General features: G+C 70.8%; 25 protein-coding genes. 15 read left to right on the forward strand and 10 right to left on the reverse strand.

Annotated features, from left to right (window positions below; translation table 11 throughout):
- Nucleotides 1-59: 59 nt before the first annotated feature.
- A complete protein-coding gene (locus ABZ707_RS22895) occupies nucleotides 60-2207 on the forward strand; it encodes an ABC transporter ATP-binding protein (RefSeq protein ID WP_360177941.1) in 2148 nt (715 codons plus the stop codon).
- 38 nt (nucleotides 2208-2245) lie between these two features.
- On the opposite strand, the gene ABZ707_RS22900 is transcribed toward ABZ707_RS22895, so the two are convergent.
- Both ABZ707_RS22900 and ABZ707_RS22905 read right to left on the reverse strand, forming a co-directional pair.
- Complete coding sequence (locus tag ABZ707_RS22900) at nucleotides 2246-3400, reverse strand: HAMP domain-containing sensor histidine kinase (protein ID WP_360177944.1); 1155 nt, start codon at nucleotides 3398-3400, stop codon at nucleotides 2246-2248.
- Between the two features lie 76 nt (nucleotides 3401-3476).
- Entirely contained in the window at nucleotides 3477-4130 is a 654-nt protein-coding gene (locus ABZ707_RS22905) for a response regulator transcription factor (RefSeq protein ID WP_360177947.1), read from the reverse strand.
- Between the two features lie 269 nt (nucleotides 4131-4399).
- Here ABZ707_RS22905 and ABZ707_RS22910 point away from each other — a divergent pair, with 269 nt between their 5' ends.
- From ABZ707_RS22910 to ABZ707_RS22925, 4 genes are all read left to right on the forward strand, one after another.
- Nucleotides 4400-4885 carry a hypothetical protein gene (locus ABZ707_RS22910; protein WP_360177950.1) on the forward strand — a complete coding sequence of 162 codons (486 nt, stop codon included), beginning with the start codon at nucleotides 4400-4402 and terminating at the stop codon, nucleotides 4883-4885.
- A 3-nt stretch (nucleotides 4886-4888) separates the two neighbouring features.
- Nucleotides 4889-6070, forward strand: coding sequence for a peptidoglycan-binding protein (locus ABZ707_RS22915; RefSeq protein ID WP_360177953.1), 1182 nt, complete (start codon nucleotides 4889-4891; stop codon nucleotides 6068-6070).
- Between the two features lie 140 nt (nucleotides 6071-6210).
- Nucleotides 6211-6930: an ABC transporter ATP-binding protein gene (locus ABZ707_RS22920; protein ID WP_360178182.1), complete on the forward strand. Its 720-nt coding sequence runs from the start codon at nucleotides 6211-6213 to the stop codon at nucleotides 6928-6930.
- A gap of 29 nt (nucleotides 6931-6959) precedes the next feature.
- Complete coding sequence (locus ABZ707_RS22925) at nucleotides 6960-8129, forward strand: ABC transporter permease (protein WP_360178185.1); 1170 nt, start codon at nucleotides 6960-6962, stop codon at nucleotides 8127-8129.
- 102 nt (nucleotides 8130-8231) lie between these two features.
- Here the strand turns inward: ABZ707_RS22925 and ABZ707_RS22930 are convergent, their stop codons facing one another.
- The 3 genes from ABZ707_RS22930 to ABZ707_RS22940 form a co-directional block, all read right to left on the reverse strand.
- Entirely contained in the window at nucleotides 8232-8864 is a 633-nt protein-coding gene (locus ABZ707_RS22930; protein ID WP_360177956.1) for a hypothetical protein, read from the reverse strand.
- A gap of 283 nt (nucleotides 8865-9147) precedes the next feature.
- Nucleotides 9148-10005 (reverse strand): DUF4328 domain-containing protein, encoded by an 858-nt coding sequence (locus ABZ707_RS22935; protein ID WP_360177959.1) that lies wholly within the window; start codon nucleotides 10003-10005, stop codon nucleotides 9148-9150.
- A 109-nt stretch (nucleotides 10006-10114) separates the two neighbouring features.
- Nucleotides 10115-11698: a glycoside hydrolase family 20 protein gene (locus ABZ707_RS22940; protein ID WP_360177962.1), complete on the reverse strand. Its 1584-nt coding sequence runs from the start codon at nucleotides 11696-11698 to the stop codon at nucleotides 10115-10117.
- Nucleotides 11699-11960: 262 nt separating this feature from the next.
- Between ABZ707_RS22940 and ABZ707_RS22945 the strand changes: the two genes are divergently transcribed.
- The 8 genes from ABZ707_RS22945 (at nucleotide 11961) to ABZ707_RS22980 (ending at nucleotide 17972) form a co-directional block, all read left to right on the forward strand.
- The gene (locus ABZ707_RS22945; RefSeq protein WP_360178188.1) at nucleotides 11961-12539 is read left to right on the forward strand and encodes a 2-oxo-4-hydroxy-4-carboxy-5-ureidoimidazoline decarboxylase; all 579 of its coding nucleotides are present in this window, start codon (nucleotides 11961-11963) and stop codon (nucleotides 12537-12539) included.
- A gap of 169 nt (nucleotides 12540-12708) precedes the next feature.
- Complete coding sequence (sdhC, locus tag ABZ707_RS22950; RefSeq protein ID WP_360177965.1) at nucleotides 12709-13089, forward strand: succinate dehydrogenase, cytochrome b556 subunit; 381 nt, start codon at nucleotides 12709-12711, stop codon at nucleotides 13087-13089.
- 10 nt (nucleotides 13090-13099) lie between these two features.
- Nucleotides 13100-13591, forward strand: coding sequence for a succinate dehydrogenase hydrophobic membrane anchor subunit (locus ABZ707_RS22955; RefSeq protein WP_360177969.1), 492 nt, complete (start codon nucleotides 13100-13102; stop codon nucleotides 13589-13591).
- Nucleotides 13592-13611: 20 nt separating this feature from the next.
- Nucleotides 13612-15366: a succinate dehydrogenase flavoprotein subunit gene (gene sdhA / locus ABZ707_RS22960; protein ID WP_360177972.1), complete on the forward strand. Its 1755-nt coding sequence runs from the start codon at nucleotides 13612-13614 to the stop codon at nucleotides 15364-15366.
- The gene (locus ABZ707_RS22965; RefSeq protein ID WP_360177975.1) at nucleotides 15366-16124 is read left to right on the forward strand and encodes a succinate dehydrogenase iron-sulfur subunit; all 759 of its coding nucleotides are present in this window, start codon (nucleotides 15366-15368) and stop codon (nucleotides 16122-16124) included. Before sdhA ends, ABZ707_RS22965 begins: the two co-directional genes overlap by 1 nt.
- 244 nt (nucleotides 16125-16368) lie before the next feature.
- A complete protein-coding gene (locus ABZ707_RS22970; RefSeq protein WP_360177978.1) occupies nucleotides 16369-16800 on the forward strand; it encodes a hypothetical protein in 432 nt (143 codons plus the stop codon).
- A 6-nt stretch (nucleotides 16801-16806) separates the two neighbouring features.
- Nucleotides 16807-17208 carry a DCC1-like thiol-disulfide oxidoreductase family protein gene (locus ABZ707_RS22975; RefSeq protein ID WP_360177981.1) on the forward strand — a complete coding sequence of 134 codons (402 nt, stop codon included), beginning with the start codon at nucleotides 16807-16809 and terminating at the stop codon, nucleotides 17206-17208.
- Between the two features lie 59 nt (nucleotides 17209-17267).
- Entirely contained in the window at nucleotides 17268-17972 is a 705-nt protein-coding gene (locus ABZ707_RS22980; protein ID WP_360178191.1) for a TetR family transcriptional regulator, read from the forward strand.
- Between the two features lie 111 nt (nucleotides 17973-18083).
- Here ABZ707_RS22980 and ABZ707_RS22985 read toward each other — a convergent pair whose 3' ends face one another.
- On the reverse strand, nucleotides 18084-19340 hold the full coding sequence (locus ABZ707_RS22985; protein WP_360177984.1) for a metallophosphoesterase: 1257 nt from the start codon (nucleotides 19338-19340) through the stop codon (nucleotides 18084-18086).
- A 49-nt stretch (nucleotides 19341-19389) separates the two neighbouring features.
- Nucleotides 19390-19638: a hypothetical protein gene (locus ABZ707_RS22990; protein ID WP_360177987.1), complete on the reverse strand. Its 249-nt coding sequence runs from the start codon at nucleotides 19636-19638 to the stop codon at nucleotides 19390-19392.
- A gap of 163 nt (nucleotides 19639-19801) precedes the next feature.
- On the opposite strand from ABZ707_RS22990, the gene ABZ707_RS22995 reads away from it, so the two are divergent.
- A complete protein-coding gene (locus ABZ707_RS22995; RefSeq protein WP_360177990.1) occupies nucleotides 19802-21043 on the forward strand; it encodes a D-alanyl-D-alanine carboxypeptidase in 1242 nt (413 codons plus the stop codon).
- Here the strand turns inward: ABZ707_RS22995 and ABZ707_RS23000 are convergent.
- Nucleotides 20991-21920 carry a YihY/virulence factor BrkB family protein gene (locus tag ABZ707_RS23000; RefSeq protein WP_360177993.1) on the reverse strand — a complete coding sequence of 310 codons (930 nt, stop codon included), beginning with the start codon at nucleotides 21918-21920 and terminating at the stop codon, nucleotides 20991-20993. The genes ABZ707_RS22995 and ABZ707_RS23000 overlap by 53 nt on opposite strands.
- Before the next feature lie 313 nt (nucleotides 21921-22233).
- Here ABZ707_RS23000 and ABZ707_RS23005 point away from each other — a divergent pair, with 313 nt between their 5' ends.
- Nucleotides 22234-22989: a decaprenylphospho-beta-D-erythro-pentofuranosid-2-ulose 2-reductase gene (locus tag ABZ707_RS23005; protein ID WP_360177996.1), complete on the forward strand. Its 756-nt coding sequence runs from the start codon at nucleotides 22234-22236 to the stop codon at nucleotides 22987-22989.
- 58 nt (nucleotides 22990-23047) lie between these two features.
- Here the strand turns inward: ABZ707_RS23005 and ABZ707_RS23010 are convergent, their stop codons facing one another.
- Complete coding sequence (locus tag ABZ707_RS23010; RefSeq protein ID WP_360177999.1) at nucleotides 23048-23638, reverse strand: 2'-5' RNA ligase family protein; 591 nt, start codon at nucleotides 23636-23638, stop codon at nucleotides 23048-23050.
- Between the two features lie 188 nt (nucleotides 23639-23826).
- Complete coding sequence (gene trpS / locus ABZ707_RS23015; RefSeq protein ID WP_360178002.1) at nucleotides 23827-24840, reverse strand: tryptophan--tRNA ligase; 1014 nt, start codon at nucleotides 24838-24840, stop codon at nucleotides 23827-23829.
- Nucleotides 24841-24979 lie beyond the last annotated feature (139 nt).

Here is a 24979-nt window from a genome sequence, read left to right on the forward strand (position 1 = left end):
GCGTCGGCGGGTGCGGGGGCCGGTGCTTCGGATCAGGCCCGGCCAGGGGGGATGTCCTGATGCAGCAAGTGGTGTTCACCGCGCGGGGCGCGGCGTCGACGGGGGGCAGCGGTCTCACCGGGCCCGCCGATTTCCCCGAGCCGGAGAGGCCGCGGCAGCCGCGCGGTGTCCGGGCCAGGCTCCGCCGGGCGGCCCGGTCTGCGGCCGACACAGTGACGGGGCTGGGCCGGGTGCTGGCCCTGGTCTGGCGGGCGAGTCCGGCACTGACGCTGGCGCTCGGCGTCTCGACCGTACTGATCGGGCTGGTGCCCGCAGCCGTGGCCATGACCGGCCGGCTGCTGGTGAACACGGTGGTCGAGGGCGCCGCCATCCATTCCGGCGACCGGGCGGACCGGATCAGCCTCGACGTACCGCTGCCCGGCTTCACTCTGCACTTGCCCGTACTCAGCACGGTCGGGGCCCTGGTGGTGCTGGCCGCCGTCCAGTTCGCGGTCTACGCGCTCAGCGCGCTGGGCACGGCCGTACGCAGCATCGCCCAGCAGTTGCTTCAGGAGAAGGCGTCCCAGAGTGTGCAGCTCCAGGTCATGGAGCACGCGGGCCGGCTGCCGCTGTCGTTCTTCGAGGACTCCCGTTCGTACGACCTGCTGCGCCAGGCCCAGCAGGAGGCGTCGACGCGCCCGGTCACCATGATCGGCGGAGCGTTCAATCTGCTGCAGATGGCGGTGACGTTCCTGAGCATGGTCGGACTGCTCTTCGGTCTCGGGCCGGTCGTCGCGGTGGCGGCGCTGCTCGCCCCCGTGCCCGCGTTCGTCTCCGACTCCCGGTACAGCATGCGCAGCTTCATGGTGACGCTCTGGTCCTCGCCGATCCGCCGCCGTATGGAGTATCTGTCCCGGCTGCTGTCCACCGACGCGTACGCCAAGGAGGTCAAGGTCTACGGCCTCGGTCCGTTCCTCACCGAGCGCTTCCGGCTGCTCGGCTCGACCGCTTACCGGGGCCTGCGCGGCGTCGTCATCGCCCGCTATCTCGTGGGCAATGCCTGGTCGACGCTGACCACCCTGGTCGGGTCCCTCACCTATCTGTATGTGGCGGTGCAGGCGGTCAACGGGCGGCTCAGTCTGGGCGACCTGATCCTGTACACCTCCGCCGCGACCTCGGTGCAGGCGTCCATCCAGGGCATCTTCACCGGCGTGAGCAGCATGTACGAGAACAATCTGTATCTGCGCAAGCTGTACGAGCTGCTGGCCGTCCCGGCCCACACCTCCACCGGTGCGGGGGAGGCGGCCCGGCCGGCGGTTCCGCTGCCGTCCCCGCTGCTCGGCCATGTGGTGCTGGAGAACGTGACGTTCCGCTACCCCGGCGCCGACCGGCCGGCGCTGGCCGGTGTCAGCCTGGACATCCCGCCCGGCACCACTCTCGCCGTTGTCGGCCGCAACGGCGCGGGCAAGTCGACGCTGATCAAACTGCTCTGCCGGCTGTACGAGCCCGACTCGGGGCGCATTCTGCTCGACGGGACCGACATCCGGGATCTCGATCCGGAGGAGCTGCGGAGCAATGTCGCCGCCATGTTCCAGGACTTCGTCTCCTACCAGGCGAGTTTCGCCGAGAACATCGGGCTCGGCGACACGACCCGGGTCGAGGACCGGGACCGGGTCGAGGAGGCGGCCCGGCGCGGTGGGGCGGCGTCGCTCGCCGAACGGCTGCCGGACGGCTACGACACCGCGCTCGGCAAGTGGTTCGACACCGGGGTGGAGCTGTCCGGCGGGGAGTGGCAGAAGGTCGCTCTGTCCCGCGCGTTCATGCGCGACGCTCCGCTGCTGGTCCTCGACGAACCGACCTCCGCGCTGGACGCCGAGGCGGAGCACGAACTCTTCGGCCGGCTGCGCGACCTGGCCCGTGGGCGCACCACGGTGTACATCTCGCACCGGTTCTCCACCGTGCGCCACGCCGATCTGATCCTGCTGATCGAGGACGGCCGTCCGGCCGAGCAGGGGACTCATGAGGAGCTGATGCGGCTGGGCGGATCGTATGCCCGGCTGTTCGCCCTGCAGGCCGCCGCGTACACGGAAGGGCCGCTGGGAGGTGGCCCGGTGAACGGTGCGGGGGCCGGTCCCGGCGCCGGTCCCGGCGCCGCCAAGGCCGCCGCCATCGAGGCCGCGCTCGCGGCGAAGGGCAGGGGGAACGGCCGCCGGGCGGCCGGCCCGTGAGCCCCCGCGCCCGCCGGGAGCGTTCCCCTCGTGCCCCGTCACATCGGCACCGGCCGCGCGGCGCCGGTCGTGGCCAGCCGGACGCGGGCCTCCAGGCCGCCGCCGGGCCGCGAATCCAGCTCGATGGTGCCGCCGTGGGCCTGCACGATGGAGTGGACGATGGAGAGGCCGAGCCCGACGCCGTCGCCCGTGCGGGTCAGCCGGCGAAAGGGCTCCAGCAGCCCCTGGACCTCGTGCCGGGGAACGAAGGCACCGGTGTTGCGGACGACAAGACCGCCCTCCGCCGATGTGGCCACCTCCAGCGTCCCGCCCGGCACGTTGTGACGGACGGCGTTCTGGACGAGGTTGGAGACGAGTTGGAACAGCAGCACCGGATCGCCGCTCACCCGCATGGTCCGGAGGTCCAGCTCCGCGCGCAGGCCGGCCTCCTTGATGGCGGGCCGCCACTGGCCGAACGCCTCCGAGGCCACCCGCGCCACATCGATCGGTTCGTGCCGGTCCAGGCCGCGGTCGCTGGCGGCCAGGGTCAGCAGGCCCTCGATCAGGCGCTCACTGCGCCGGTTGGTTTCCAGCAACTCGTCCTGGATGCGCGGCAGATCGTCCAGACCCGCCCGGCCGAGCCGGATCTGGATCGTGGCCCGCTGCACCGCCAGCGGGGTGCGCAGTTCGTGCGAGGCGTTCGCCACGAAGCGGCGCTGTGCCTCGAAGGCCGCGTGCAGACGGTCCGTCAGGGCGTCGAGGGTGTCGGCAAGGTCCTTGAGTTCGTCGTCGGGTCCCTCCAGTGAGATCCGCTCGTGCAGATTGGCGGCGGACAGCCGCTGCGCCGTGGCCGTGATGGTGTGGAGGGGGCGCAGCACCCGGCCGGCGATCCACCACCCCAGGACCACCGAGACCAGCAGCATCACGGCCAGGGCGAGCAGCGACATCAGCAGCAGTTGTTCCTGGGCGTTACCGCGCAGCCGTTCGGCCACCGCGGCGAGCTGGCCCGGGGTGAGCGTGGAGACGCCGCCGGAGGGCAGTTCGCTCTTCGGCACGACCGTCACGGTGGTGGCGCCGATGCGCTGCCGGAACAGCACGTTCGTCAGGCTCAGCAGCAGCAGGCCCGTGATGGAGAACAGCAGGCTGTAGTGGGCGGTCAACCGCAGCCGTATCGAATGTCTGTGCAGGCGCGGGTTCTCGGCCGGTACCGGCATCGCGGACCTCCTCGGACGTGTTTCGAAAGGAGCGCTGTCCGCCCCGCGAGCCAGGCGGGACCTTCGCAACACGCCCCTAGATCCGGTAGCCGCTGCCGGGCACGGTCTCGATCAACGAGGGCTCCCCCAGTTTCGCGCGGAGTTTGCTCATGGTGATCCGTACCGCGCTGGTGAACGGGTCGGCGTTCTCGTCCCAGGCCCGCTCCAGGAGTTCCTCGGCGCTGACGACCGTCCCGTCCGCGACGAGCAGCACTTCGAGCACCGCGAACTCCTTGGGGGAGAGGCGCAGATAGCGGCCGTCCCGGAACGCCTGCCGGCGCGGCATGTCCAGGGTGACCCCGTCGCGTTCCAGTACCGGCGGAACCGCCCGGGTGGCGCGCCGGGCGAGTGCCTGGACGCGGGCCACCAGTTCCGGGTACTCGAACGGCTTGGAGAGATAGTCGTCCGCGCCGAGCGCCAGACCCCCCACCAGATCACTGGTCTGCCCGGCCGCCGTCAGCATCAGGATGCGGGTACGGGACGCCGAGGCGACGACCTGGCGGCACACCTCGTCGCCGTGCGTGCCCGGCAAGTCGCGGTCCAGCACCAGTACGTCGTAGTCGTTGACGAAGAGCCGCTCAAGGGCGGCGTCGCCGTCCAGCGCGACATCGACCGCCATCCCGTACTGCCGCAGGCCCTCCGCGACCAGTTCGGCGAGCATCGCCTCGTCCTCCGCCACCAGTACCCGCATCGACCCGTTCCCCCTGTCCGCCGACGTCCTGATCAACCGTGATACCCGCCCCGGTGTTTCGCCACCGTATGCACGGTCGGAGACGGTGGCGCAACCCCGCCCCCGGTACACCTGTGGCACGCACCGGCGGCCGTCGGTGCGCCGCGGACCGTGCAGGGCGAGGAAGGGACCGGACAGTGGCAGTCATCACGCAGAGGGCGGCATCGGGGCGGGGGGCCGGGCGGCGGCGTCGTGGACGCGGCTGGGCCGGGGGCGCGGCCACGGTCGCGATGCTGGCACTGACCGCATGCGGCGGCAGCTCGGACTCCCCGGGTGTCGCGAGCGCCGGGGACGCGAAGAAGTCCTCGTCGGCCTCCGCGGCCCCCAGTGGCAGCCGTCAGGACCAGCTCGTGGCCTTCGCCCAGTGCATGCGGAAGAACGGTGTGCAGATCCCCGACCCGGCCCCGGGGGACGAGAACATCCAGCTTCCCGCGGGCACCAAGGGCGACAGCACGACCCAGGCCGCGCTCGCCGAGTGCCAGCAGCTCCTCGGCGGCGGGGCGAAGGACACCACCGACAGCACGGCGCAGGACCGTGCCGTCGAACTCGCCGAATGCCTGCGCGGCAAGGGCCTGGACGTCGCGGACCCCGAGCCCGGCAAGCCGCTCCAGCTCAGCGGGGCCGCGAACGACCCCGGGGCGCGCGACGCGATCACCGCCTGCCGTGCCTCCATCGGTGCCGGAGCCGGCACCGCCTCGCCGTCGGCGGGAGGCTGACCGATGAACGACGACGCCGACCGGCTGCCGGACACCGACGTCTTCGTGGCGGGCCCGGCCGGGTCCGCCGGGTCCGACGGATCCGAAGAAGAGCAGCCCCCCCGCCGTCGCCGTCGGCGGGGCCTGCTCCTCACCGTCGCGCTGGTCGTCCTGGCGGCGGCGGGCGGCGGCGGCGCGGTCGTCCTGGCCCGGGACGAGGCCCCGAAGCCGGCCGCCGATACCGCCAGGACCGCGACGGCCACGGTGACCAGGACCGATCTGGTGCAGACCCAGCGCGTCGACGGCACGCTCGGCTACGAGGGCCGGTACACGGTCGCCGGCAACAGCCGGTCCATGGTGACGTGGCTGCCCGATGTGGGCGACACCCTCGGTCGCGGGGACCGGGCGTACTCCGTGGGCGGGGTGGACGTACCGCTGTTCTACGGCCGGACCCCGCTCTTCCGGGAGCTGTCCGTCGGGGTACCCGACGGTCCCGACGTACGGGTGCTCAAACGCAATCTCAAGGAGCTGGGCCACGGCGACGCTCTCGCCGACGACGACCACTACTCGCCGGGCACCGCCGACGCGGTCCGGGACTGGCAGGACGAACTCGGCCGCGAGGAGACCGGCACGGTCTCCCCCGGAGACGCGCTCGTCGAGCCGGGTTCCGTACGGGTGACGGAGACCCTCGGCATCATCGGCGCCCCCGCCGAGGGACCGCTTCTCACGCTCTCGGGCACGGAACGGGTCGTCACGGTCGACATGCCGGTCGCGCAGCAGCAGCTCGCCCGCGAGGGAGCCGCGGTCCGTGTCCAGTTGCCGGGCGGTGCTCCGACCGACGGCAGGGTCACCGATGTCGGCACGGTCGCCCGTGCCCCGGAAGAGGGAAACGGGAGCGGGAGAGCCGCCGGTGACACGGCCACGCGGAATGCCACGGTCACGGTACGGGTCACCCTGACCAGGCCCAAGGACGTCGGGGCGCTGGACGGCGCCCCGGTCTCCGTCGATTTCACGAGCGACCGCCGCGAGAATGTCCTGGCCGTCCCGGTCCCGGCGCTGCTGGCCCTCGCCGAGGGCGGGTACGCGGTCGAGACGCCGGGGGGCGAGCTGGTGCCCGTTCGGCTCGGAGCCTTCGCCCAGGGCAAGGTCGAGGTGTCCGGCAGTGGGCTCACCGAGGGGATGCGGGTGGAGGTGCCGCGCGCATGAAGGAACCGGGGATGGTGCCGTCGCGGGCCGGCGCCCGGGAGCCCGCGGCCCAGGAGCGCGTTCCCACGGCGGGGGAGGAGCGGGGGCCGGCAACCGGCCCCGGGCGTGCGGCCGTCACCGGCCGGGACGGCGCCCCCGTCATGGGCGAGGCCGACGCGCCGGTGATCCGGCTGGAGGACGTCTCCAAGTCCTACGCGGGCGGCGTGCACGCGCTGCGCGGGGCGAGTCTGGATGTCCGGAGCGGTGAACTCCTGGCCGTGGTCGGCCGTTCCGGCTCGGGGAAGTCCACCATGCTCCATCTGATGGGCACGCTGGACCGGCCGTCCACCGGCCGGGTGCTGCTGCACGGCCACGATGTCGCCGAGCTGAGCGACCGGCGGCTGTCCGCCGTACGGGCCCGCTGGATCGGTTTCGTGTTCCAGCAGTTCTTCCTCTCCCCCGGCCGCTCCGCCGTCGACAACGTCGCGGAAGGGCTGCTGTACCACGGCATCACGGCCCGCCGCCGGCGCACACTCGCCATCGCGGCACTGCGCCAGGTCGGACTGGGCCACCGGCTGTGGCACCAGCCGCACGAGATGTCCGGCGGTGAGCGGCAGCGGACCGCCATCGCCCGGGCCATCGCGATCCGTCCCGCCGTGATCCTGGCCGACGAGCCGACCGGAAATCTGGACTCGGCGGCGGGCGCGGGCGTTCTGGCGCTCCTGCGTGATCTGAATGCCCGGGGCACCACCATCGTCGTCATCACGCACGATTCCGCGCTGGCCGGGCAACTGCCGCGCAGGGTGGAGCTGCTGGACGGCCGGATCCGTGAGGATTCCGCCCGTCCCGCGGCGCCCCTGACCGAGGAGGTCTCCCGGTGAAACGGTCCGAACTGCCCACCCCCGCGCGCATGCTGCCCACGGATGTACTCCGCGTCGGGCTGGTGGGCATCCGCAGCCGCCCGACCCGGGCGGTGCTGTCCGCGCTGGGCATCGCCATCGGCATCGCCGCGATGGTCGCGGTGCTCGGCATCAGCAATGCGGGCCAGGCCGACCTCGTGAACCGGATCAGCCGCCTCGGCACCAATCTGCTGACCGTCTCACCGGGCCGCGACCTGTTCGGCCAGGACGCCCAACTGCCCCTCGACGCGGTGGAGATGGTCGAGCGGATCGGGCCCGTCGAGTCCGTCACGGCGACCGGAGCGCTCTCCGGCGTCACCGTGCGCCGGACCGATCGCATCGACCCGCTGGCCGGCGGCGGGATCGGGGTGGCCGCGGCGAGGACCGACCTCCTGTCGACCGTCGGCGGTTCGGTACGGGAGGGCAGCTTCCTCAACGGGGCCACCGGCCGCTATCCGGCTGTCGTCCTCGGCTCGGTGGCAGCCGAACGCCTTGGCATCGACCGAACGGGGCATCAGGTCTACATCGGTGAGCGGTGGTTCACGGTCGTCGGCCTGCTCGAACCGGTCGCCCTCGCCCCGGAGATCGACCGGTCCGCGCTTGTCGGATGGGACGCCGCGCGTGATCTCTTCGCCTTCGACGGCCACCCGACCACCGTCTACGAGCGCTCGGCCGACGAGTCGGTCGAAGCGGTACGCGGTGTCCTCGCCGCCACGGCCAACCCGGAGAATCCGCAGGACGTACGGGTGAGCCGGCCCTCCGACGCCCTGGAGGCCCAGCTCGCCGCCAAGTCCGCGTTCACCTCGCTTTTTCTGGGGCTGGGTGCGGTCGCCCTGCTTGTCGGCGGTGTCGGAGTGGCCAACACGATGGTGATCTCGGTCCTGGAGCGCCGTCCCGAGATCGGCCTGCGGCGCTCGCTGGGAGCCGGGCGCGGCCAGATCCGGATCCAGTTCCTCGCCGAGTCGGTGGCCCTCTCCGGGTCGGGCGGTGCGGTCGGTGTGGTGCTGGGCGCGGTCATCACCGCGGGCTGGTCGGTCATCCAGGGCTGGCCGGTCGTCATGCCGGTGGGTGTCCTGCTGGCCGGCATCGGCTCGGCGGCCCTCATCGGCACGGTCGCCGGTCTCTACCCGGCGACGCGCGCGGCCCGGCTGACACCCACGGAGGCGCTGAGCTCCGTCTGACCGGCGGAGACCGGGCCCGCCCTCGTCACCCCGTACGGGCCGGGCCCGGTCGTCCTCCCGGCGGACGGGCCCTGCCGTTCACCCCGGCGCGCGCCCTTCGCCTCAGCCTGCCGCGCGCGCCCGGCGCGAGACCACCGCGCGCAGCACCCGCTGCCCCTCGGTCGACAGGTCCATGGCCTGACGCAGCCCGGCCGCTCCGGCCGTCTCGGCCAGGATCTCCAGAATCCGGATCTGGCGCCGCAGTTCACCGGCGACCAGCGGCCCGACGCCGTCGACGCCGGCCGCCCCGTCCGCGCCGGCCACCGCGTCCGTCACCGCCCCCGCGTCCTCGCGGCAGCGCCCCAGCCACTCCTCGGCGGCGTCGCCCTCGCTCTCGCCCACGGTGTCGAATGCCCGGTGGATCCGCAGCGCGGCGACGGAGCAGGAGTCCGCCCAGCTCCGCAGCGGCTCCGCCGCCCAGTCGGACGGTGCGGCGCCGAGCACGGCCCGTACGATCCCGGTGGCGTCCCGCGCGGTGGTCACCGTGTCATCGGCGCCGGCGGCGTTTTCGAGGGCCTCCCTGGCCGCCGACAGCCGCGCGGACCAGTCCTGTTCGCCGCTCACCACGCCGGCCCACAGCGGCCGCAGGATGTCGGCTCCGTCGCCGCGCGGCGGCAGACACCGGTCGAGACAGCCGAGTCCGCTCGCGGCCAGGCCGCGCTCATCCGCTTGTGCGATCAGCTTCACCAGGCTCATGGACGTCTCCCGTCACGGACGCGGTACTGATCACTACTGCGCCAAACGGCTGGAATACGTCACTCATCGACGCTCTTGGACAGGCATCGATCCGCATCGATCACCTCTCGTCGATTTATCTGTACCGATATGCCGGGAAGGCCATCGCGCGGCCGGCGCCCCGAGGCGCACCGAGGAGTCGAGGGCGGGGCTCCTGGACGTCCTGGACGACTGAATCCGGCCGTACGGTATGCCGTACGGCCGGGGACGGTTGAGAGAACGTCGGAGAGACACCGGGCGGGGCCTAACGGAGCTGCGGCAGCGGCGCCAGGGGCCCGGCCGGGGCACCGGGGGCGGCCGGCCCCTGTGTGGCCCTCAGGCTCTGCATCCGCGTCAGCCCGAGCACAAACCTGATCGCGAGGACGGCGGCCACCACATCGACCACGTCCGCGGCGAACACCAGGCTCACCGCGTTCCTGACCTCGTCGGCCTCCTCGGCCACCTGGTACAGCCTGGAGCCGACCTGGCCCGCCACGGAGGCGCCGAGCCACGCCGCCCACCAGGCATTGACCGGTCCGTACGACACCCGGCGCGGTGTCCCGTCCGGTTCCGCCGGGGTGCTCGCGGCCCAGGTGTCCGCCGCGACCCGGCGCGGCAGCCAGAAGGACCAGAGCGGCACGAACCACGACCCGACGGCCCAGCCCTGCCCCATCCGGTGCCCGCCCGGATCGAAGACTCCGGCGTTCCGCCGGACCCGGAAGAACCAGACGAGGAAGACGACGGCCGTCAGCAGCATCGCGCTGACCTGGAACATTCCGGACCTGGCATAGAACAGGTCGGCGCGGTCCAGGTCCTCGTCGGTGAAGGCGGCGTAGTCGCCGTTCACCACGTCCGACATCAGCCCGTGGATATTGGCCCCCGCGACCAGGGAAAAGAGATCCGTCGCGATGACGACGCAGAACAGCACGACAAGCGCCCTCGACAGCCCGACCGGTGAGGACAGCCGCGACCCGGCGCGAGCGGACGCCGGGCCGGGCCCCGCTCCCGTGCCCGCCCGCGCCCGCTGCCCCGCGCCCGCCGACGACGACCGCTGCGCGGCGCACGGTCCGCAGAGTCCCTCCCCGGTGACCGCGGCACGGGCACGGCAATGCGTACACAGCATGATGTGGAACCCCCCAAGATTCTCGCGCGCCCTCCCCGGGCGCCCGGCGGAACATATGCGCCGGGCGCACGCGCTGTCCACAAAGTAAAGAGAGGGCACACCGGCGCTCTCAGCCGGCGTCGACCTTGCCCGCGAGCGCCGTGAACCCGTCCCAGCTCAGCGCCGGCCTGGCCGGGTCCCACAGCTTCTGGGAGACCGCCCGCAGCGGCATCCTGATGCCCCGGGCGACCTGGTCCTGGGTCTGCGCGTTGGGGAAGTCGCCCCAGACCGCGAACAGTCCCCCGAGGATCTGCTTCGAGTACCGCTCCGGCACCGGCTTCGTGCCGCGCAGGACGAGCGGGGTCCACTGCTCGTAGATCCGCTGCCCCGTCGGATACCGGAAGGCGTTCGGCTGCCCGAGTACGTAGTAGAGGTACTCGTCGTTGTAGTTGATCACGTCACGGCCGTCCGCCAGATACTCCTCCGGCGGCCGCGCCCCGATCTCCTTGCCCGTCCAGTAGGCGACCTCCAGGCCCGGGTCGGCCTGGACGGCGCCGCCGCGGAAGATGCCGTCGTTCCAGACCCTGAGCCTGCGGTCGAACGGCTCCATCGCCGAGGCCCGGCCGTTCGTCCAGGCCGTCGTCAGGTCCTGGATCCGGCCGCCGCTCCCGTAGTCCTCCACCGCGAGCCGGGCGAGCAGCGGATAGGACGCCTCCGGGTCGCGTACGAGCAGGGCCTGGTACTCGTCACCGCCGAGATGCCAGTACGGCCCGGGGAACAGCCCGGCGAACTCGCGCAGCAGATCGTCGACGAGGCGCGCCGACGCGGCCTGCGAGATGTCTATGGCCCCCCGGGTGGGCACTCCGGCGGCGTTGCGGAGCTGGAGCGCCGGGTAGTGGGCCAGCACGGCGCCCAGATGTCCTGGGGAGTCGATCTCCGGGACCACATTGATGTGCAGCCGCTCGGCGAGGGCCAGGATCCGCCGCACCTCGGCCTGGGAGAGGTGCTCCTTGGAGACGATCTCCGGGTGGGTCGTGGAGGCGATACGGAAGCCCTGGTCGTCCGAGAAGTGCAGCCCGAGCTGGTTGAGCTTGAGATCGGCCATCTCACGCAGCCGGTCCTCGATCCAGGCGGGCGTGTAGTACTTACGGGCGATGTCGAGGTTGAGGCCGCGCTGCGGGCGGTCCGGGCGGTCGCGCACGACGCCCTCCGGCATCACACCGTCCGCGCGCACCGACTGCTTGAGCGTGCGGGTGCCGTAGAAGACACCGGCCTGGTCGGGCCCGGTTATCCGGACCCGGCCGCCGCGCACGGTGAGGGTGTACGACTCGGCGGCGCCGCCCCCGCTCGCGAGGGCCAGTTCGACATCACCGGCGCGCGACGGTACGGCGCCGCGGTAGTCGATCTTCAGTTCCTGGGCGAGCAGCCTGCCCTCGTCCGCGAGGCCGCCGCTGCCGCTCGCGATGACGACCCCGCTCGTGGCGGCGGGCCGCCAGCCGGGCCCGCGGGCCGCCTCGTGCGTCCGCACGGAGGGGATGGAGCGCGGCGCCTCCGAAAGCGGATACGACCGCGAGGGTGAGGGCGAAGCGGTCGCCGGGGCGGGCACCGAGCGCGCGCCCTCCGACGAATCCGTGCCGCCGGAGCCGCATCCCGCTACGGCGGCGACGGTGGCCAGCGCCACTGCCGCGCCGGCCACCTGGGGTGTCCGTATCACTGGATACCTCCCATGTCCGTCGAAAGTGTGGCGAAGTTACGCCGAAGGTCCCATGAAAACGTCCATCGCGCGCGCCGAAACTCTCCCTTCCGGGTGAAAATCGTGCACCCGTCGGACCAATCGCCCCAGGCGCCGATAGCGTTGCGACTCAGGCACCCCTTCACGCTCAACCACCTCGCCTGTCAGTACGTCAAGCAGTACGTCACGCCAGTAATACGTCGCTGTCACCGCCCCCCGTCAAGCCGCGTTCGAGGAGCCCACGCTGTCCAGCGCATCCCACGCCGGCCCCCTCAGCCTCCTGCACCTCTTCAACAGCGCCCCGCAGGTCGCTGCCGAAGCGGCGTTACTCACCTGCTGCGGCAGCCAGCGCTGGGCCCAGCGGCTGGCCGCGCACCGGCCCTATCCCGATCTCGAAACCCTGCTGGCGGCGTCCGACGAGGCCAGTTACGACCTCTCCGCGGCGGACCTCGCCGAAGCGCTCGCCGGTGAGTCCTCCTCGGGCCCGCCCCTGGGCGCGCCGGCCTCTGCCAGGACCGCGCTGCGCGCCGCGCACGCGGCGTACGAGAGCAGCTTCGGCCATGCCTTCGTGATCAGCCTGGACGGCCACCGGCCCGAGGAGTATCTCGACGAGGTACTGGCCGGTATCCGTACCAGGCTTTCGCACGATCCCGATCACGAACGGGTGGTGGCCGCCGACCAGCTTCGCCGGCTCGCCCGGGCAAGAATCACACACATGATCGACCGCCGGATCCAAACCCCCCGTTCCAGAGGCTCGAAATCTTCAGCTCATCCGGATTCCGGGAGTTCAGGCTGTCCGGATAGCCCGTCCGTGGCGGTTTGATTGCCTGTTTGATCACACCTGTGGACCCCTGGGCGAACGAACCGACAACACGTCGCTACGATGGCCGGGGCCGGTGGACCGTACCCGGCCGGGCGCGACCGACACCACTGTGCTTGATTGAGTAGAAGATGGCGGCCGGCCCCGATCCCCGCTCCCGGAGGGTTTTTCCGTGCCGGCTGGAACGCTGTACCGCGGCCGGGAAGGAATGTGGTCCTGGGTGGCTCATCGAGTCACCGGCGTCCTCATCTTCTTCTTCCTGTTCGTCCACGTGCTGGACACCGCTCTCGTCCGTGTCTCCCCCGAGGCCTACGACAATGTCGTAGCGACCTACAAGAACCCGGTCGTCGCGCTGCTCGAGTACGGCCTTGTGGCCGCAATCCTCTTCCACGCGCTCAACGGCCTGCGCGTCATCGCCGTGGACTTCTGGTCCAAGGGCCCGCGCTACCAGAAGCAGATGCTGTGGACCGCTGTGGGCATCTGGGTCGTCCTGATGGCCGGCGCCCTCTACCCCGTGCTCGGCCACGCCGTGCGCGAAGTCTTCGGGAGCTGAGAGGTCCGCCATGTCTTCCCACCACACAGTCGCCGACAGCTCATCCGCGATCGGCCCCGTCGAGGGCGCGAGCCTGTACGACGCCGACTTCCCGGCTCCGCTCATCGAGGCACCGCGCCGGCGCACCGGCAAGACCCCGAAGGCGACCCGCGGCAACTTCGAGATGGCCGCGTGGCTCTTCATGCGGCTCTCCGGCGTCGTCCTGGTCGTCCTGGTCATCGGTCACCTGCTCATCCAGCTCGTGCTGGACGGCGGCGTCTCCAAGATCGGCTTCGCCTTTGTGGCCGGCCGCTGGGCGTCCCCGTTCTGGCAGGTCTGGGATCTGCTGATGCTGTGGCTCGCGATGCTGCACGGCGGCAACGGCCTCCGTACGGTCATCAACGACTACGCGGAGCGCGCGACCACGCGCCTGTGGCTCAAGGGCCTGCTGTACACCGCCACGGTGTTCACCATCCTTCTGGGATCGCTGGTGATCTTCACCTTCGACCCGAACATCCGCTAAAGCCGGGGCTGACGAGACCAATGAAGATCCATAAGTACGACACCGTCATCGTCGGCGCCGGTGGCGCCGGTATGCGCGCGGCCATCGAGTCGACCAAGCGCAGCCGTACCGCCGTGCTGACAAAGCTCTACCCGACCCGCTCCCACACGGGCGCCGCGCAGGGCGGTATGGCCGCCGCGCTCGCCAACGTGGAGGAGGACAACTGGGAGTGGCACACCTTCGACACGATCAAGGGCGGTGACTACCTGGTCGACCAGGACGCCGCCGAGATCCTGGCGAAGGAGGCCATCGACGCCGTCCTCGACCTGGAGAAGATGGGCCTGCCGTTCAACCGGACCCCGGACGGCACGATCGACCAGCGCCGCTTCGGCGGCCACTCCCGCAACCACGGCGAGGCGCCGGTCCGCCGGTCCTGCTACGCCGCGGACCGCACGGGCCACATGATCCTCCAGACGCTGTACCAGAACTGCGTCAAGGAGGGTGTGGAGTTCTTCAACGAGTTCTATGTCCTGGACCAGTTGATCACCGAGGTCAACGGGGTCAGGAAGTCCGCCGGTGTGGTCGCCTACGAGCTGGCCACCGGCGAGATCCATGTCTTCCAGGCGAAGTCGGTCATCTACGCGTCCGGCGGCACCGGCAAGTTCTTCAAGGTGACCTCGAACGCGCACACCCTCACCGGTGACGGCCAGGCCGCCTGCTACCGGCGCGGACTGCCGCTGGAGGACATGGAGTTCTTCCAGTTCCACCCGACGGGCATCTGGCGCATGGGCATCCTGCTCACGGAGGGCGCCCGGGGTGAGGGCGGCATCCTGCGCAACAAGGACGGCGAGCGCTTCATGGAGAAGTACGCGCCCGTCATGAAGGACCTCGCCTCGCGCGATGTCGTCTCGCGCTCCATCTACACGGAGATCCGCGAGGGCCGCGGCTGCGGTCCCGAGGGCGACCACGTCTATCTGGACCTCACGCACCTGCCGCCGGAGCAGCTCGACGCCAAGCTGCCCGACATCACCGAGTTCGCGCGGACCTACCTCGGCATCGAGCCGTACACGGACCCGATCCCGATCCAGCCGACCGCGCACTACGCCATGGGCGGCATCCCCACCAACGTCCAGGGCGAGGTCCTCGCCGACAACACGACGGTCGTGCCCGGCCTGTACGCGGCCGGCGAGGTCGCGTGCGTCTCGGTGCACGGCGCGAACCGGCTGGGCACCAACTCCCTGCTGGACATCAACGTGTTCGGCCGCCGCTCCGGCATCGCCGCCGCCGAGTACGCCGCGAAGAACGACTTCGTCGAGCTGCCCGAGAACCCGGCGGAGCTGGTCGAGACCCAGATCGAGCGGCTGCGCAACTCCACGGGCAAGGAGCGGGTCGCGGCCCTGCGCCTGGAGCTCCAGGAGACCATGGACGCCAATGTCATGGTGTTCCGCACCGAGCAGACGATCAAGACGGCCGTCGAGAAGATCGCCGAGCTGCGTGAGCGCTATCTGAACGTGTCCGTGCAGGACAAGGGCAGGCGCTTCAACACCGATCTGCTGGAGGCCGTCGAGCTGGGCAACCTGCTCGACCTGGCCGAGGTGATGGCCGTCTCGGCCCTCGCCCGCAAGGAGTCCCGCGGCGGTCACTACCGCGAGGACTTCCCCAACCGTGACGACGTGAACTTCATGCGCCACACCATGGCGTACCGCGAGGTCGGCGACGACGGCAACGAGTCCATCCGTCTCGACTACAAGCCGGTCGTCCAGACCCGCTACCAGCCGATGGAGCGTAAGTACTGATGGCTACACCGACCATGGACCGGGTCGAGGCTGCGTCCGCCGCCTCGCACCTCATCACGGTCACGTTCCGGATCCGCCGCTTCAACCCCGAGGTCTCGGACGAGGCCCAGTGGCAGGACTTCCAGATCGACATCGACCCCAAGGAGCGGGTGCTCGACGGTCTCCACAAGATCAAGTGGGATCTCGACGGCTCGCTCACCTTCCGGCGTTCCTGCGCGCACGGCATCTGCGGCTCCGACGCGATGCGTATCAACGGCCGCAACCGGCTGGCGTGCAAGACGCTGATCAAGGACATCAACCCCGCGAAGCCCATCACGGTCGAGCCCATAAAGGGCCTCACGGTCCTGAAGGACCTGATCGTGGACATGGACCCGTTCTTCCAGGCGTACCGCGACGTGATGCCGTTCCTCGTCACCAGCGGCAATGAGCCGACGCGTGAGCGGCTCCAGTCCGCCGAGGAGCGCGAGCGCTTCGACGACACCACCAAGTGCATCCTGTGCGCCGCGTGCACGTCGTCCTGCCCGGTGTTCTGGAACGACGGCCAGTACTTCGGTCCGGCCGCGATCGTGAACGCGCACCGCTTCATCTTCGACTCGCGTGACGAGGCCGGAGAGCAGCGGCTGGAGATCCTCAACGACAAGGACGGCGTGTGGCGTTGCCGCACGACGTTCAACTGCACGGACGCCTGCCCGCGCGGTATCGAGGTCACCAAGGCGATCCAGGAAGTCAAGCGCGCGCTGATCACGCGTCGTTTCTGAGGGCGCCGCCACACCGGCTCCCCAGGGCCCGTCCCGTACGAACTCCGTACGGGACGGGCCCTTTTCCGTGCCTGGAGCACGTCCAGAGCGCCTTGGAGCCGGGCCGGGCCCGGGGCGGGGCATCCGTCCAACACGCCCGGGAGTACGGGCCGTTCCTGTACCGAGTCTCGCTTGAACATGTTCAAAAACAGGTCTACAGTCCATGACAACAGGTTTTGAACACGTTCAAAGGGGAGGGTGGGGGATGGACCTCACTGTTGTCGCGTACGCCGTCTATCTGGTGATCAGCGTGGCGCTCACCGTGTGGGTGGCCCGGACGCTCAGTCAGAACGGGCGGATCTTTCTCGCCGATGTGCTCCAGGGGGACGAGAAGCTCGCGGACGCCGTCAACCATCTGCTGGTCGTCGGCTTCTACCTGGTCAACCTCGGCTTTGTGGCGCTCTATCTGAAGAGCGCGGACACCGTCAAGCAGGCGCGTGGGCTCTTCGAGGCGCTCTCGGTGAAGATCGGTGTCGTCCTGCTCGTACTCGGAGTGATGCACCTCGGCAATGTGTATGTGCTCAACAAGATCCGGCGGCGCGGGATCATGCAGCGCGAGCAGACTCCGCCGGTGCCGCCGCAGGGCTGGACGGCGCCGGCGGGGAAGCCGCGCGCCATGCCGGCCACCGGCGCGTGACCGGCCATGGGCCGTCACGTACGGGCGCTGACCGTGCTGTACGACGCCGAGTGCCCGCTCTGTGTCCATCTGCGGCACTGGCTGCTGCGTCAGCCTCAGCTCGTGCCGCTCGACCTGGTGGCCGCGGGCTCGGTGGAGGCGCGGCGGCGGTACCCGGACCTCGATCACCGGGACACCCTGCGGGAGATCACCGTCATCGGTGACGGCGGCCAGATCTACCGGGGCACCGCCGCCTGGATCGTCTGTCTCTGGGCGCTGGCCGAACACCGGCCGAAGGCCCACTGGCTGGCCACCCCGGCCGGCGCCCCGTTCGCCCGGGTGAGCGTGCTCGCCGCCGCGAAGTACCGGAAGCTGACGGCCACGTCCTGCGCGGGGGCGTGTGACGTGCCCGAGCCGTCGGACCACTAGGGTCGGGGAGCGTGAAGGACGAGAAGAACACGCGGGAAACGAAGGATCTCAAGGACCCGGTGAAGGACACCAGGGCCCCCAAGAGCGAGCAGACCCGCACGCTCATCCTCGAAACCGCGTTGCGGCTCTTCCAGGAACGCGGTTACGACAAGACGACCATGCGGGCCATCTCCCAGGAGGCGGGCGTCTCCGTCGGCAACGCGTACTACTACTTCTCCTCCAAGGAACATCTCGTCCAGGGCTTCTACGACCGGATCGCCGCCGAGCACCGCGCGGCGGTCCGGCCGGTGCTGGACCGGGAGACCGAGCTGGAGGCACGCCTCGCCGGAGTGCTGAAGGCATGGCTCGACATCGCCGCTCCGTACCATGAGTTCGCCGCGCAGTTCTTCAAGAACGCCGCGGATCCGGAGAGCCCGCTGAGCCCGTTCTCCCCCGAATCGGAACACGCCCGGCAGGCCGCCATCACGGTCCACCGCGAAGTACTGGCCGGCTCGAAGGCCAAGGTGGCGGAGGAACTGGTGGGGATACTGCCGGAGTTGATGTGGCTGTCCCAGATGGGGCTCGTCCTCTACTGGGTCTTCGACCGCTCCGAGGGCAGCGAGCGCAGCCGCCGGCTCGCCGAGCGCGGCGCCCTGCTGACCGCCAGGGGCGTCTCGCTCTCCCGCTTCCGGGTGCTGCGGCCCCTCGTACGCGAAGTCCACGAGCTGTTCACGGACTTCCTGCCGGGCATGGCGGAAGCCGTCGCCGCGCGCAAGCGGAGCTGACCGGTCCCCCGCCGACCGGTCCCCCGCCGCGCACTCGGACGGGCCGGCCGGGCAATGGCGGGCCGGCCCCGGGGCAGGTCCTCGCGGACCCGCCCCGGGGCCGGGGACGCGTCAGGCCTGACGCGAGGCCAGTTCCACGACGGTGATGTCCGAGGGGGCCCCGACCCGGACGGGCGGACCCCAGGCGCCCGCGCCCCGCGACACATAGAGCTGGGTGTCGCCGTATCTCTCCAGACCGGCCACGGTGGGATTGGCCAGTTCCGCGAGGAGGTTGCCGGGCCAGAGCTGGCCGCCGTGGGTGTGGCCGGAAAGCTGGAGGTCGACACCGTGCTCCACGGCGTCGTCGATCACCACGGGCTGATGCGCGAGGAGTACGGACGTCCTGCTCCGGTCGCGGTCACCGAGCGCCTTGGCGAAGTCGGGGCCCGCGCCCTCGCTCTCGCCCGCGATGTCGTTGACCCCGGCGAGATCGAAGCCGGGCAGCTCCACGCGGGCGTTCTCCAGCGGGCGCAGGCCCAGTTCGCGGACATGGTCGACCCAGGCGGCTGCGCCCGAGAAGTACTCGTGGTTGCCGGTCACGAAGAACGAGCCGTGCGGTGCCTCAAGGCCAGCGAGGGGCTCCGCCGCCGGACCGAGGTCCTCGACGCTGCCGTCCACCATGTCGCCCACGACGGCGATCAGGTCCGGCCGGGCGGAGTTGAGGGAGTCCACGATGCGCTGGGTGTGCGCACGGCCCAGGATCGGACCGAGGTGGATGTCGCTGACGACGGCTATCCGGAAGCCGTGGGCGCTCCGGGGCAGCTTGGCGAGCGGGACGGTGATCCGCTTGATCCGCGGGCCGCGCAGGACGCCGTACGTGCCGTAACCGACCGTGGCCAGGGCCGCGGTCGCGGCGGCGCCGCCGACCACCCGGGAGACAAAGAGCCGGCGGGACGGTGTCCCGGGCACGGGCGCCGTCGCGGCGCGGTCGGCCGCGGGCGAGTCCGGGGCGGCCGGGGTACGGGCCGCGCCGACCGTGGCCGGCTCGTTCACCTCAATGGCCGATTCCGCGCTGTCGCGCGCGGCCTCCCGGGGCTCCGCCCATCGCCGCAGCAGCGGGCGTACGGCCTCGCCCACGGCCAGCGCGAGGACCAGGTAGAGCAGGACCGCCAGCCAGAGGAATCCGGGCCAGGCCAGCACCTGCTGCACCCGGAAGGGTGTGTGCGCCCGGCTCGACGTCACGGCGCCGACCGCCAGTAACGGCAGTACCACGATGGCCGCCGTTCCGGCCCTGCGGCCGAGACCTCCCGGCTTCGTCGTGTCGCGCACCAGACGCCGCCATACATACCAGTGGGCCGTCACCACGAGCGCCACAGCCACAAGCACCATAAGAATGACCAATATGACCACGAACGGGCCCCTATCCGAATTGTTCGCGTTATCGGCGCTGTTCGCGCCGGAGTGCGCGGACGCCGCGGAACCCGATCGCACCCACCGCTGTCCCCAGAAGGAAGGACGCAATGGCGAGCAACAGGTGCACCCAGAAATACCCCGTCGGATCACCGGCGTCGTCGAAGGCGAGTCCGCTGCCGTCCTGCCACAGGTTCTTGACGAAGGTGATCCAGATGAACCAGCTCCAGACCCCGAACGCGAGCAGGAACCAGGACACCGGGCGGCTGAGCTTCATAGGCCCAGTATCGCCGCAGCTCTCCGGCGGGCGGCAGCCGGGTCCTGAGGGCCGGCGCCCCGGCGGGCCCACCACGGGAGGGATAGGCAGGACCTGGCCCCCGGAGGCCGGGATCACCCCGTCGGTGTCGGAATCGATGTTCACGCCATGTACGTTTCCGATCGTGTCCGCTCTGAAAAAGACCGCATTGACGGTCATCGCCGCCGCGTTGCTGCCAGTTCTGACCGCCTCTCCCTCATCGGCGGACAGCAGGATCGACGGACCGGGGGACGGCCAGCCCAAGCCCCCCGTCTCGATGTCCACGGTCGGCGGATCTCTGCTCGGCAAGGCCGGCACCCAGGTGAACCTCGGCCCCGGCGCCCCGGTCCTGCCCAAGAATCTGAGCGGCCGCTCCTGGATCGTCGCGGACGCCGAGTCCGGTGAGGTACTGGCCTCCCACAACGCCCACTGGCGGCTGCCCCCGGCCTCCACCCTCAAGATGCTCTTCGCCGACACGGTGCTGCCCAAGCTGCCCAAGACGCAGAAGCACAAGGTGACCAACGCCGAGCTGGAGGGCGTGGGCGCGGGCAGCAGTCTGGTCGGGGTGAAGGAGCGGCTCACCTACAGCGTCCACGATCTGTGGCTGGGGGTCTTCCTGCGCTCCGGGAACGACGCCGTGCATGTGCTCTCCGCGATGAACGGCGGGGTCCCGAAGACCGTCAAGGACATGCAGCGCCACGCCAACGAACTCCAGGCGCTCGACACCCATGTCGTCACGCCCGACGGCTACGACGAGAAGGGCCAGGTCTCCAGCGCGTACGACCTCACGCTGATCGCCCGCTCCGGTCTGCAGAAGAAGGACTTCCGCGAGTACTGCTCCACCGCGTCGGCCGTCTTCCCCGGTGATCAGAGGAAGGGGAAGAAGCGCGAGACCTTCGAGATCGCGAACACCAACCGGCTGCTCACGGGGGCCGGCGGGGTCACCGCGTACAAGGGCATCGCGGGCGTCAAGAACGGCAACACCACGCACGCGGGCGCCACCTTCACCGGGGTCGCCGAACGCAACAACAGGGTGCTGCTGGTGACGGTGATGAATCCGTCCTCCGGAGAGAGCCAGGCGGTCTACCAGGAGACGGCACGCCTCTTCGACTGGGGCTTCTCCGCGGCCGGCAAGGTCAAGCCGGTCGGCCTGCTGGTGGCTCCCAAGTCCGCCAAGACAAAGGTCGTTCCGAGCCCGACCACGGTGAACGCGGACAGTTCGTCCGGCCGGGCCAAGCCGCTCGCCGCCGCCAGCGGCGGATCCGGCGGCGTCGGGATTGCCCTGGCCGTCACGGGCGGCGCGCTGATCGTGCTGGCGGGCGCGGGGTATCTGGTCAACCGCCGCTGGCCGCTGCCCGACCTGGTCCGTCGCCTTCCGCGCCGCTAGCCACCGCCGCCCGCCGATCCGTCTCCTCCTTGCTCGGGGTCGCCGTCCACGCGGCGCAGAACAGCAGCAGCCTCGCAGTGAAGTTGATCCACAGCAGCAGCGCCACCGGCACACCGAACGCGCCGTACATGCTCTTCCCCGCCACGTCCCTGATGTAGCCGCCGAGCAGCAGCTTGAGCAGCTCGAAGCCGACGGCGCCGACGAGAGCGGCGACGATCAGCCGGTGGCGCCGCGGCTGCACCCGGGGCAGCAGTGTCAGGACGTACAGCAGGATCAGGAAGTCCGCGAGGACCGCCAGCGCGAGCGCGGCGGTCTCCAGCACCACACCGCCCGCCCCGCCCTCGGGGATCCCCAGCCGCGCGGCGGTCCAGTCGACGGCGATGGACCCGAATCCGGAAGCGGCGAACGAGGCGAGCCCGACCGCGCCCAGACCGAGCAGCACCACCGCGTCCTTGGCCTTGAGCACAAAGACATTGCCCCCTTCGTCCTCGTCCCTCTCCCAGACGGCCCGCAGGCACTCCCGCATCGAACCGACCCAGCCGATGCCGGTCATCAGCAGCAGGGCGCCGGCCACCACACCGACCGTGCCGGCGTTGGCCACCAGTTCGTCGATGTCGAGCCGGCCGGAGATCCCGGGGACCTGCTCGGCGATGCCGTCCTTGAGCTTGTCGAGCTGGGCCGGGCTGAGCAGGGCGGCGCCGACCGCGGCGCCGACGGTGATCAGGGGGAAGAGCGAGAGAAAGCTGATGAAGGTGATGGCCGCGGCCAGCCGTGTCCAGTGCACCCGGTCGAGCGTCTCGTACGAACGCCACGCGTGCGTCCTCATCCCCCGGGCCACGAACGGGCCGATGACGGGAAGTTTTCTCAGCCAGTCCATGAAGGAGCTCTACCCTCGGATCGGAAAACCAGCGCGCGGGTGCCCGGAGTTGCCGCGAGGCGGCACCCAGGGGCGATTTCAGGTCAATGTCGTGGGGACGCCGCGCCGGCCACCCATTCATACGAGTGCGGCGACAAGCACGACAAAGAATGCGTTAGGGGGCGATACGGTCACCATCATGTCAAGCGACACCGGTACCGCTCCGGGCAACGCCGCGGCGCATACGCCGGCGACGGCGCGGCGGCGGTCACGGCTCGGCGGTCCGCCGGCCGCGCGGCACCCGTCCCGACACCCTTCCAAGGAGCACTGAACGATGAAGGACGCCTTCGGCACCCCGCGGTCCCTGCTGATCCTCGGCGGCACGTCGGAGATCGCGCTGGCCACCGCCCGCCGGCTGATCATCCGTCGTACGCGCACGGTCTGGCTGGCCGGCCGGCCCTCCCCCGCGCTGGACACCGCCGCGGAACGGCTGCGGACGCTCGGCGCGGACGTCCGTACCGTCGCCTTCGACGCCCTCGACCCGGGCTCGCACGAAGAGGCGCTCGGGAAGGTCTTCGCCGAGGGGCACATCGACATGGTGCTGCTCGCCTTCGGCGTCCCCGGCGACCAGGCGCACGACGAGGCGGATCCGCTCGCGGCGGTGCGGGTCGCCCAGACCAATTACACCGGCGCGGTCTCGGCGGGACTGGTGTGCGCGGGCGCGATGCAGATGCAGGGCCACGGTTCGCTGGTGGTGCTCTCGTCGGTGGCGGGCGAGCGGGCCCGCCGCGCCAGTTTCATCTACGGGTCGAGCAAGGCGGGGCTGGACGCGTTCGCCCAGGGTCTCGGCGACGCCATGCAGGGCACCGGGGTCCGGGTCATGATCGTCCGGCCCGGCCGGGTGCGGACGAGGCGGACGGCCGGGCAGCCCAGGACTCCGCTGTCCACCACGCCGGAGGCGGTCGCGGCGGCCGTCGAGCTGGGGCTGCGGCGCCGCTCGGAGATGGTGTGGGTGCCCGGCGCGCTGCGGTGGGTGATGACGGCGATGCGGCACCTGCCCCGGCCGCTGTTCCGCAGGCTGCCGGTCTGAGGAGGGTGAACGGGCCGCCGCGGCGGCGGACTTGCGGGCCGGGCCGGGCGCGGGCGGCTCAGGGGCGCAGCGAGGCGGGGTGGCCGAGCGGGGTGTTCTGGCACGGCATGCCCGGCCCGCCGTCGCCGCCGCCGAACGCGTACTCGTGCAGCTTGCGCCAGACGCCGTCGGTGCCCTGCTCGTACAGCGCGAAGGAGGCGCAGCTCCACTCCGCGCGGTACTCCGACAGCTCCTCGTAGGCCGTGTCCATCGCCTCCTCGGCGATGCCGTGCGCCACGGTCACATGCGGGTGGTACGGGAACTGGAGCTCCCGGACGAGCGGCCCCGACGCGTCCCTGACCCGCTTCTGGAGCCAGGCACAGGCCGCCGCGCCCTCGACGACCTGGACGAAGACGACGGGCGAGAGCGGCCGGAAGGTGCCGGTGCCGGAGAGCCGCATCGGGAAGGGCCGGCAGCCGGAGGCGACCCGGGCGAGATGTTCCTCGATCGCGGGCAGCGCCGCCCCGTCGACCTCGGTGGGCGGCAGGAGCGTGACATGCGTGGGGATGCCGTGCGCGGCGGGATCACCGAAGCTCGCACGCCGTTCCTGGATCAGGCTGCCGTACGGCTCCGGGACCGCGATCGAAACGCCGAGCGTTACGGTCCCCACATCGTTCTCCTCAGTCCGTTAATCGGATGGTATGTCAGCGGTGCCCGCCCGCAAGTCTGGCGGCCGGACCGTCCGGCCGTCCGGCGCCCGGGGCGGACCGGCCTCCGGCCCTGTCCGCCCCGGCCGTTCGGCCCTGCCGCCCCGTTCCGCCGTCCGGTGGGGGCGCCGCTCCATGCCGCGCGCTCGCGTCAGTGCTTGGCGGGCAGGAAGCCGACCCTGTCGTACGTCTGGGCCAGCGTCTCCGCCGCGACCGCGCGGGCCTTCTCGGCGCCCTCGGCCAGGATCGCGTCGAGCGTCTCCGGGTCGTCCAGATACTCCTGGGTGCGGGTCCTGAACGGCGTGACGAAGTCGACCATGACCTCCGCCAGGTCCGTCTTCAGCGCGCCATAGCCCTTGCCGGTGTACTTCTCCTCCAGCGCCGCGACGGTGGTGCCCGTGAGGGTGGAGTAAATGGTGAGCAGATTGCTCACACCCGGCTTGGCCCCGGCGTCGAAGCGGATCTCGCTGCCGGTGTCGGTGACCGCGCTCTTGATCTTCTTCGCGGTGGTCTTCGGCTCGTCCAGCAGGTTGATCAGGCCCTTGGGCGTGGACGCCGACTTGCTCATCTTGATCGTCGGGTCCTGGAGGTCGTAGATCTTCGCGACCTCCCGGACGATGTGCGGCTCCGGCACCGTGAAGGTCTGGCCGAACCGGGTGTTGAAGCGCTCGGCGAGATCACGGGTGAGCTCGATGTGCTGCCGCTGGTCCTCGCCGACCGGGACGGCGTTCGCCCGGTAGAGCAGGATGTCCGCGACCTGGAGGATCGGATAGGTGAACAGACCGACCGTGGCGCGGTCGGCGCCCTGCTTGGCGGACTTGTCCTTGAACTGGGTCATCCGGGAGGCCTCGCCGAAGCCGGTGAGGCAGTTCATGACCCAGCCGAGCTGGGCGTGCTCGGGGACATGGCTCTGGATGAAGAGCGTGCAGCGCTGTGGGTCGAGACCGGCGGCGAGAAGCTGGGCGGCCGCCAGGCGGGTGTTGGCGCGCAGCTCGGCGGGATCCTGCGGGACGGTGATCGCGTGCAGGTCCACGACCATGTAGAAGGCGTCGTGGGTGTCTTGCAGCGCCACGTACTGGCGCACCGCACCGAGGTAGTTCCCGAGGTGGAACGAGCCGGCGGTGGGCTGGATACCGGAGAGCGCGCGGGGACGATCAGAGGCCATGCTCACCATTCTCTCAGGTGCGGCTGACCGCTCGGGAACGGATCTCCGAAGGGGGGAACCGATCCCCTGCGACCGGTGGGGCAGAGCCGTGAGCACAGGGGCCTGTCTGACAATTCCCGTCGTCGCCCGCAGGGCGGCC

It is taken from the genome of Streptomyces sp. NPDC006923, assembly GCF_040635655.1.
Classification (GTDB): Bacteria; Actinomycetota; Actinomycetes; order Streptomycetales; family Streptomycetaceae; genus Streptomyces.

What these genes read in the sequence shown, in the direction of transcription:
- ABZ707_RS22895 (WP_360177941.1), top strand. Translation starts at nt 60, where the DNA reads ATGCAGCAAGTGGTGTTCACCGCGCGGGGCGCGGCGTCGACGGGGGGC.
- ABZ707_RS22900 (WP_360177944.1), bottom strand. Translation starts at nt 3,400, where the DNA reads ATGCCGGTACCGGCCGAGAACCCGCGCCTGCACAGACATTCGATACGG.
- ABZ707_RS22905 (WP_360177947.1), bottom strand. Translation starts at nt 4,130, where the DNA reads ATGCGGGTACTGGTGGCGGAGGACGAGGCGATGCTCGCCGAACTGGTC.
- ABZ707_RS22910 (WP_360177950.1), top strand. Translation starts at nt 4,400, where the DNA reads ATGCTGGCACTGACCGCATGCGGCGGCAGCTCGGACTCCCCGGGTGTC.
- ABZ707_RS22915 (WP_360177953.1), top strand. Translation starts at nt 4,889, where the DNA reads ATGAACGACGACGCCGACCGGCTGCCGGACACCGACGTCTTCGTGGCG.
- ABZ707_RS22920 (WP_360178182.1), top strand. Translation starts at nt 6,211, where the DNA reads ATGGGCGAGGCCGACGCGCCGGTGATCCGGCTGGAGGACGTCTCCAAG.
- ABZ707_RS22925 (WP_360178185.1), top strand. Translation starts at nt 6,960, where the DNA reads ATGCTGCCCACGGATGTACTCCGCGTCGGGCTGGTGGGCATCCGCAGC.
- ABZ707_RS22930 (WP_360177956.1), bottom strand. Translation starts at nt 8,864, where the DNA reads ATGAGCCTGGTGAAGCTGATCGCACAAGCGGATGAGCGCGGCCTGGCC.
- ABZ707_RS22935 (WP_360177959.1), bottom strand. Translation starts at nt 10,005, where the DNA reads ATGCTGTGTACGCATTGCCGTGCCCGTGCCGCGGTCACCGGGGAGGGA.
- ABZ707_RS22955 (WP_360177969.1), top strand. Translation starts at nt 13,100, where the DNA reads ATGTCTTCCCACCACACAGTCGCCGACAGCTCATCCGCGATCGGCCCC.
- sdhA (WP_360177972.1), top strand. Translation starts at nt 13,612, where the DNA reads ATGAAGATCCATAAGTACGACACCGTCATCGTCGGCGCCGGTGGCGCC.
- ABZ707_RS22965 (WP_360177975.1), top strand. Translation starts at nt 15,366, where the DNA reads ATGGCTACACCGACCATGGACCGGGTCGAGGCTGCGTCCGCCGCCTCG.
- ABZ707_RS22970 (WP_360177978.1), top strand. Translation starts at nt 16,369, where the DNA reads ATGGACCTCACTGTTGTCGCGTACGCCGTCTATCTGGTGATCAGCGTG.
- ABZ707_RS22975 (WP_360177981.1), top strand. Translation starts at nt 16,807, where the DNA reads ATGGGCCGTCACGTACGGGCGCTGACCGTGCTGTACGACGCCGAGTGC.
- ABZ707_RS22985 (WP_360177984.1), bottom strand. Translation starts at nt 19,340, where the DNA reads ATGGTGCTTGTGGCTGTGGCGCTCGTGGTGACGGCCCACTGGTATGTA.
- ABZ707_RS22990 (WP_360177987.1), bottom strand. Translation starts at nt 19,638, where the DNA reads ATGAAGCTCAGCCGCCCGGTGTCCTGGTTCCTGCTCGCGTTCGGGGTC.
- ABZ707_RS23000 (WP_360177993.1), bottom strand. Translation starts at nt 21,920, where the DNA reads ATGGACTGGCTGAGAAAACTTCCCGTCATCGGCCCGTTCGTGGCCCGG.
- ABZ707_RS23005 (WP_360177996.1), top strand. Translation starts at nt 22,234, where the DNA reads ATGAAGGACGCCTTCGGCACCCCGCGGTCCCTGCTGATCCTCGGCGGC.
- trpS (WP_360178002.1), bottom strand. Translation starts at nt 24,840, where the DNA reads ATGGCCTCTGATCGTCCCCGCGCGCTCTCCGGTATCCAGCCCACCGCC.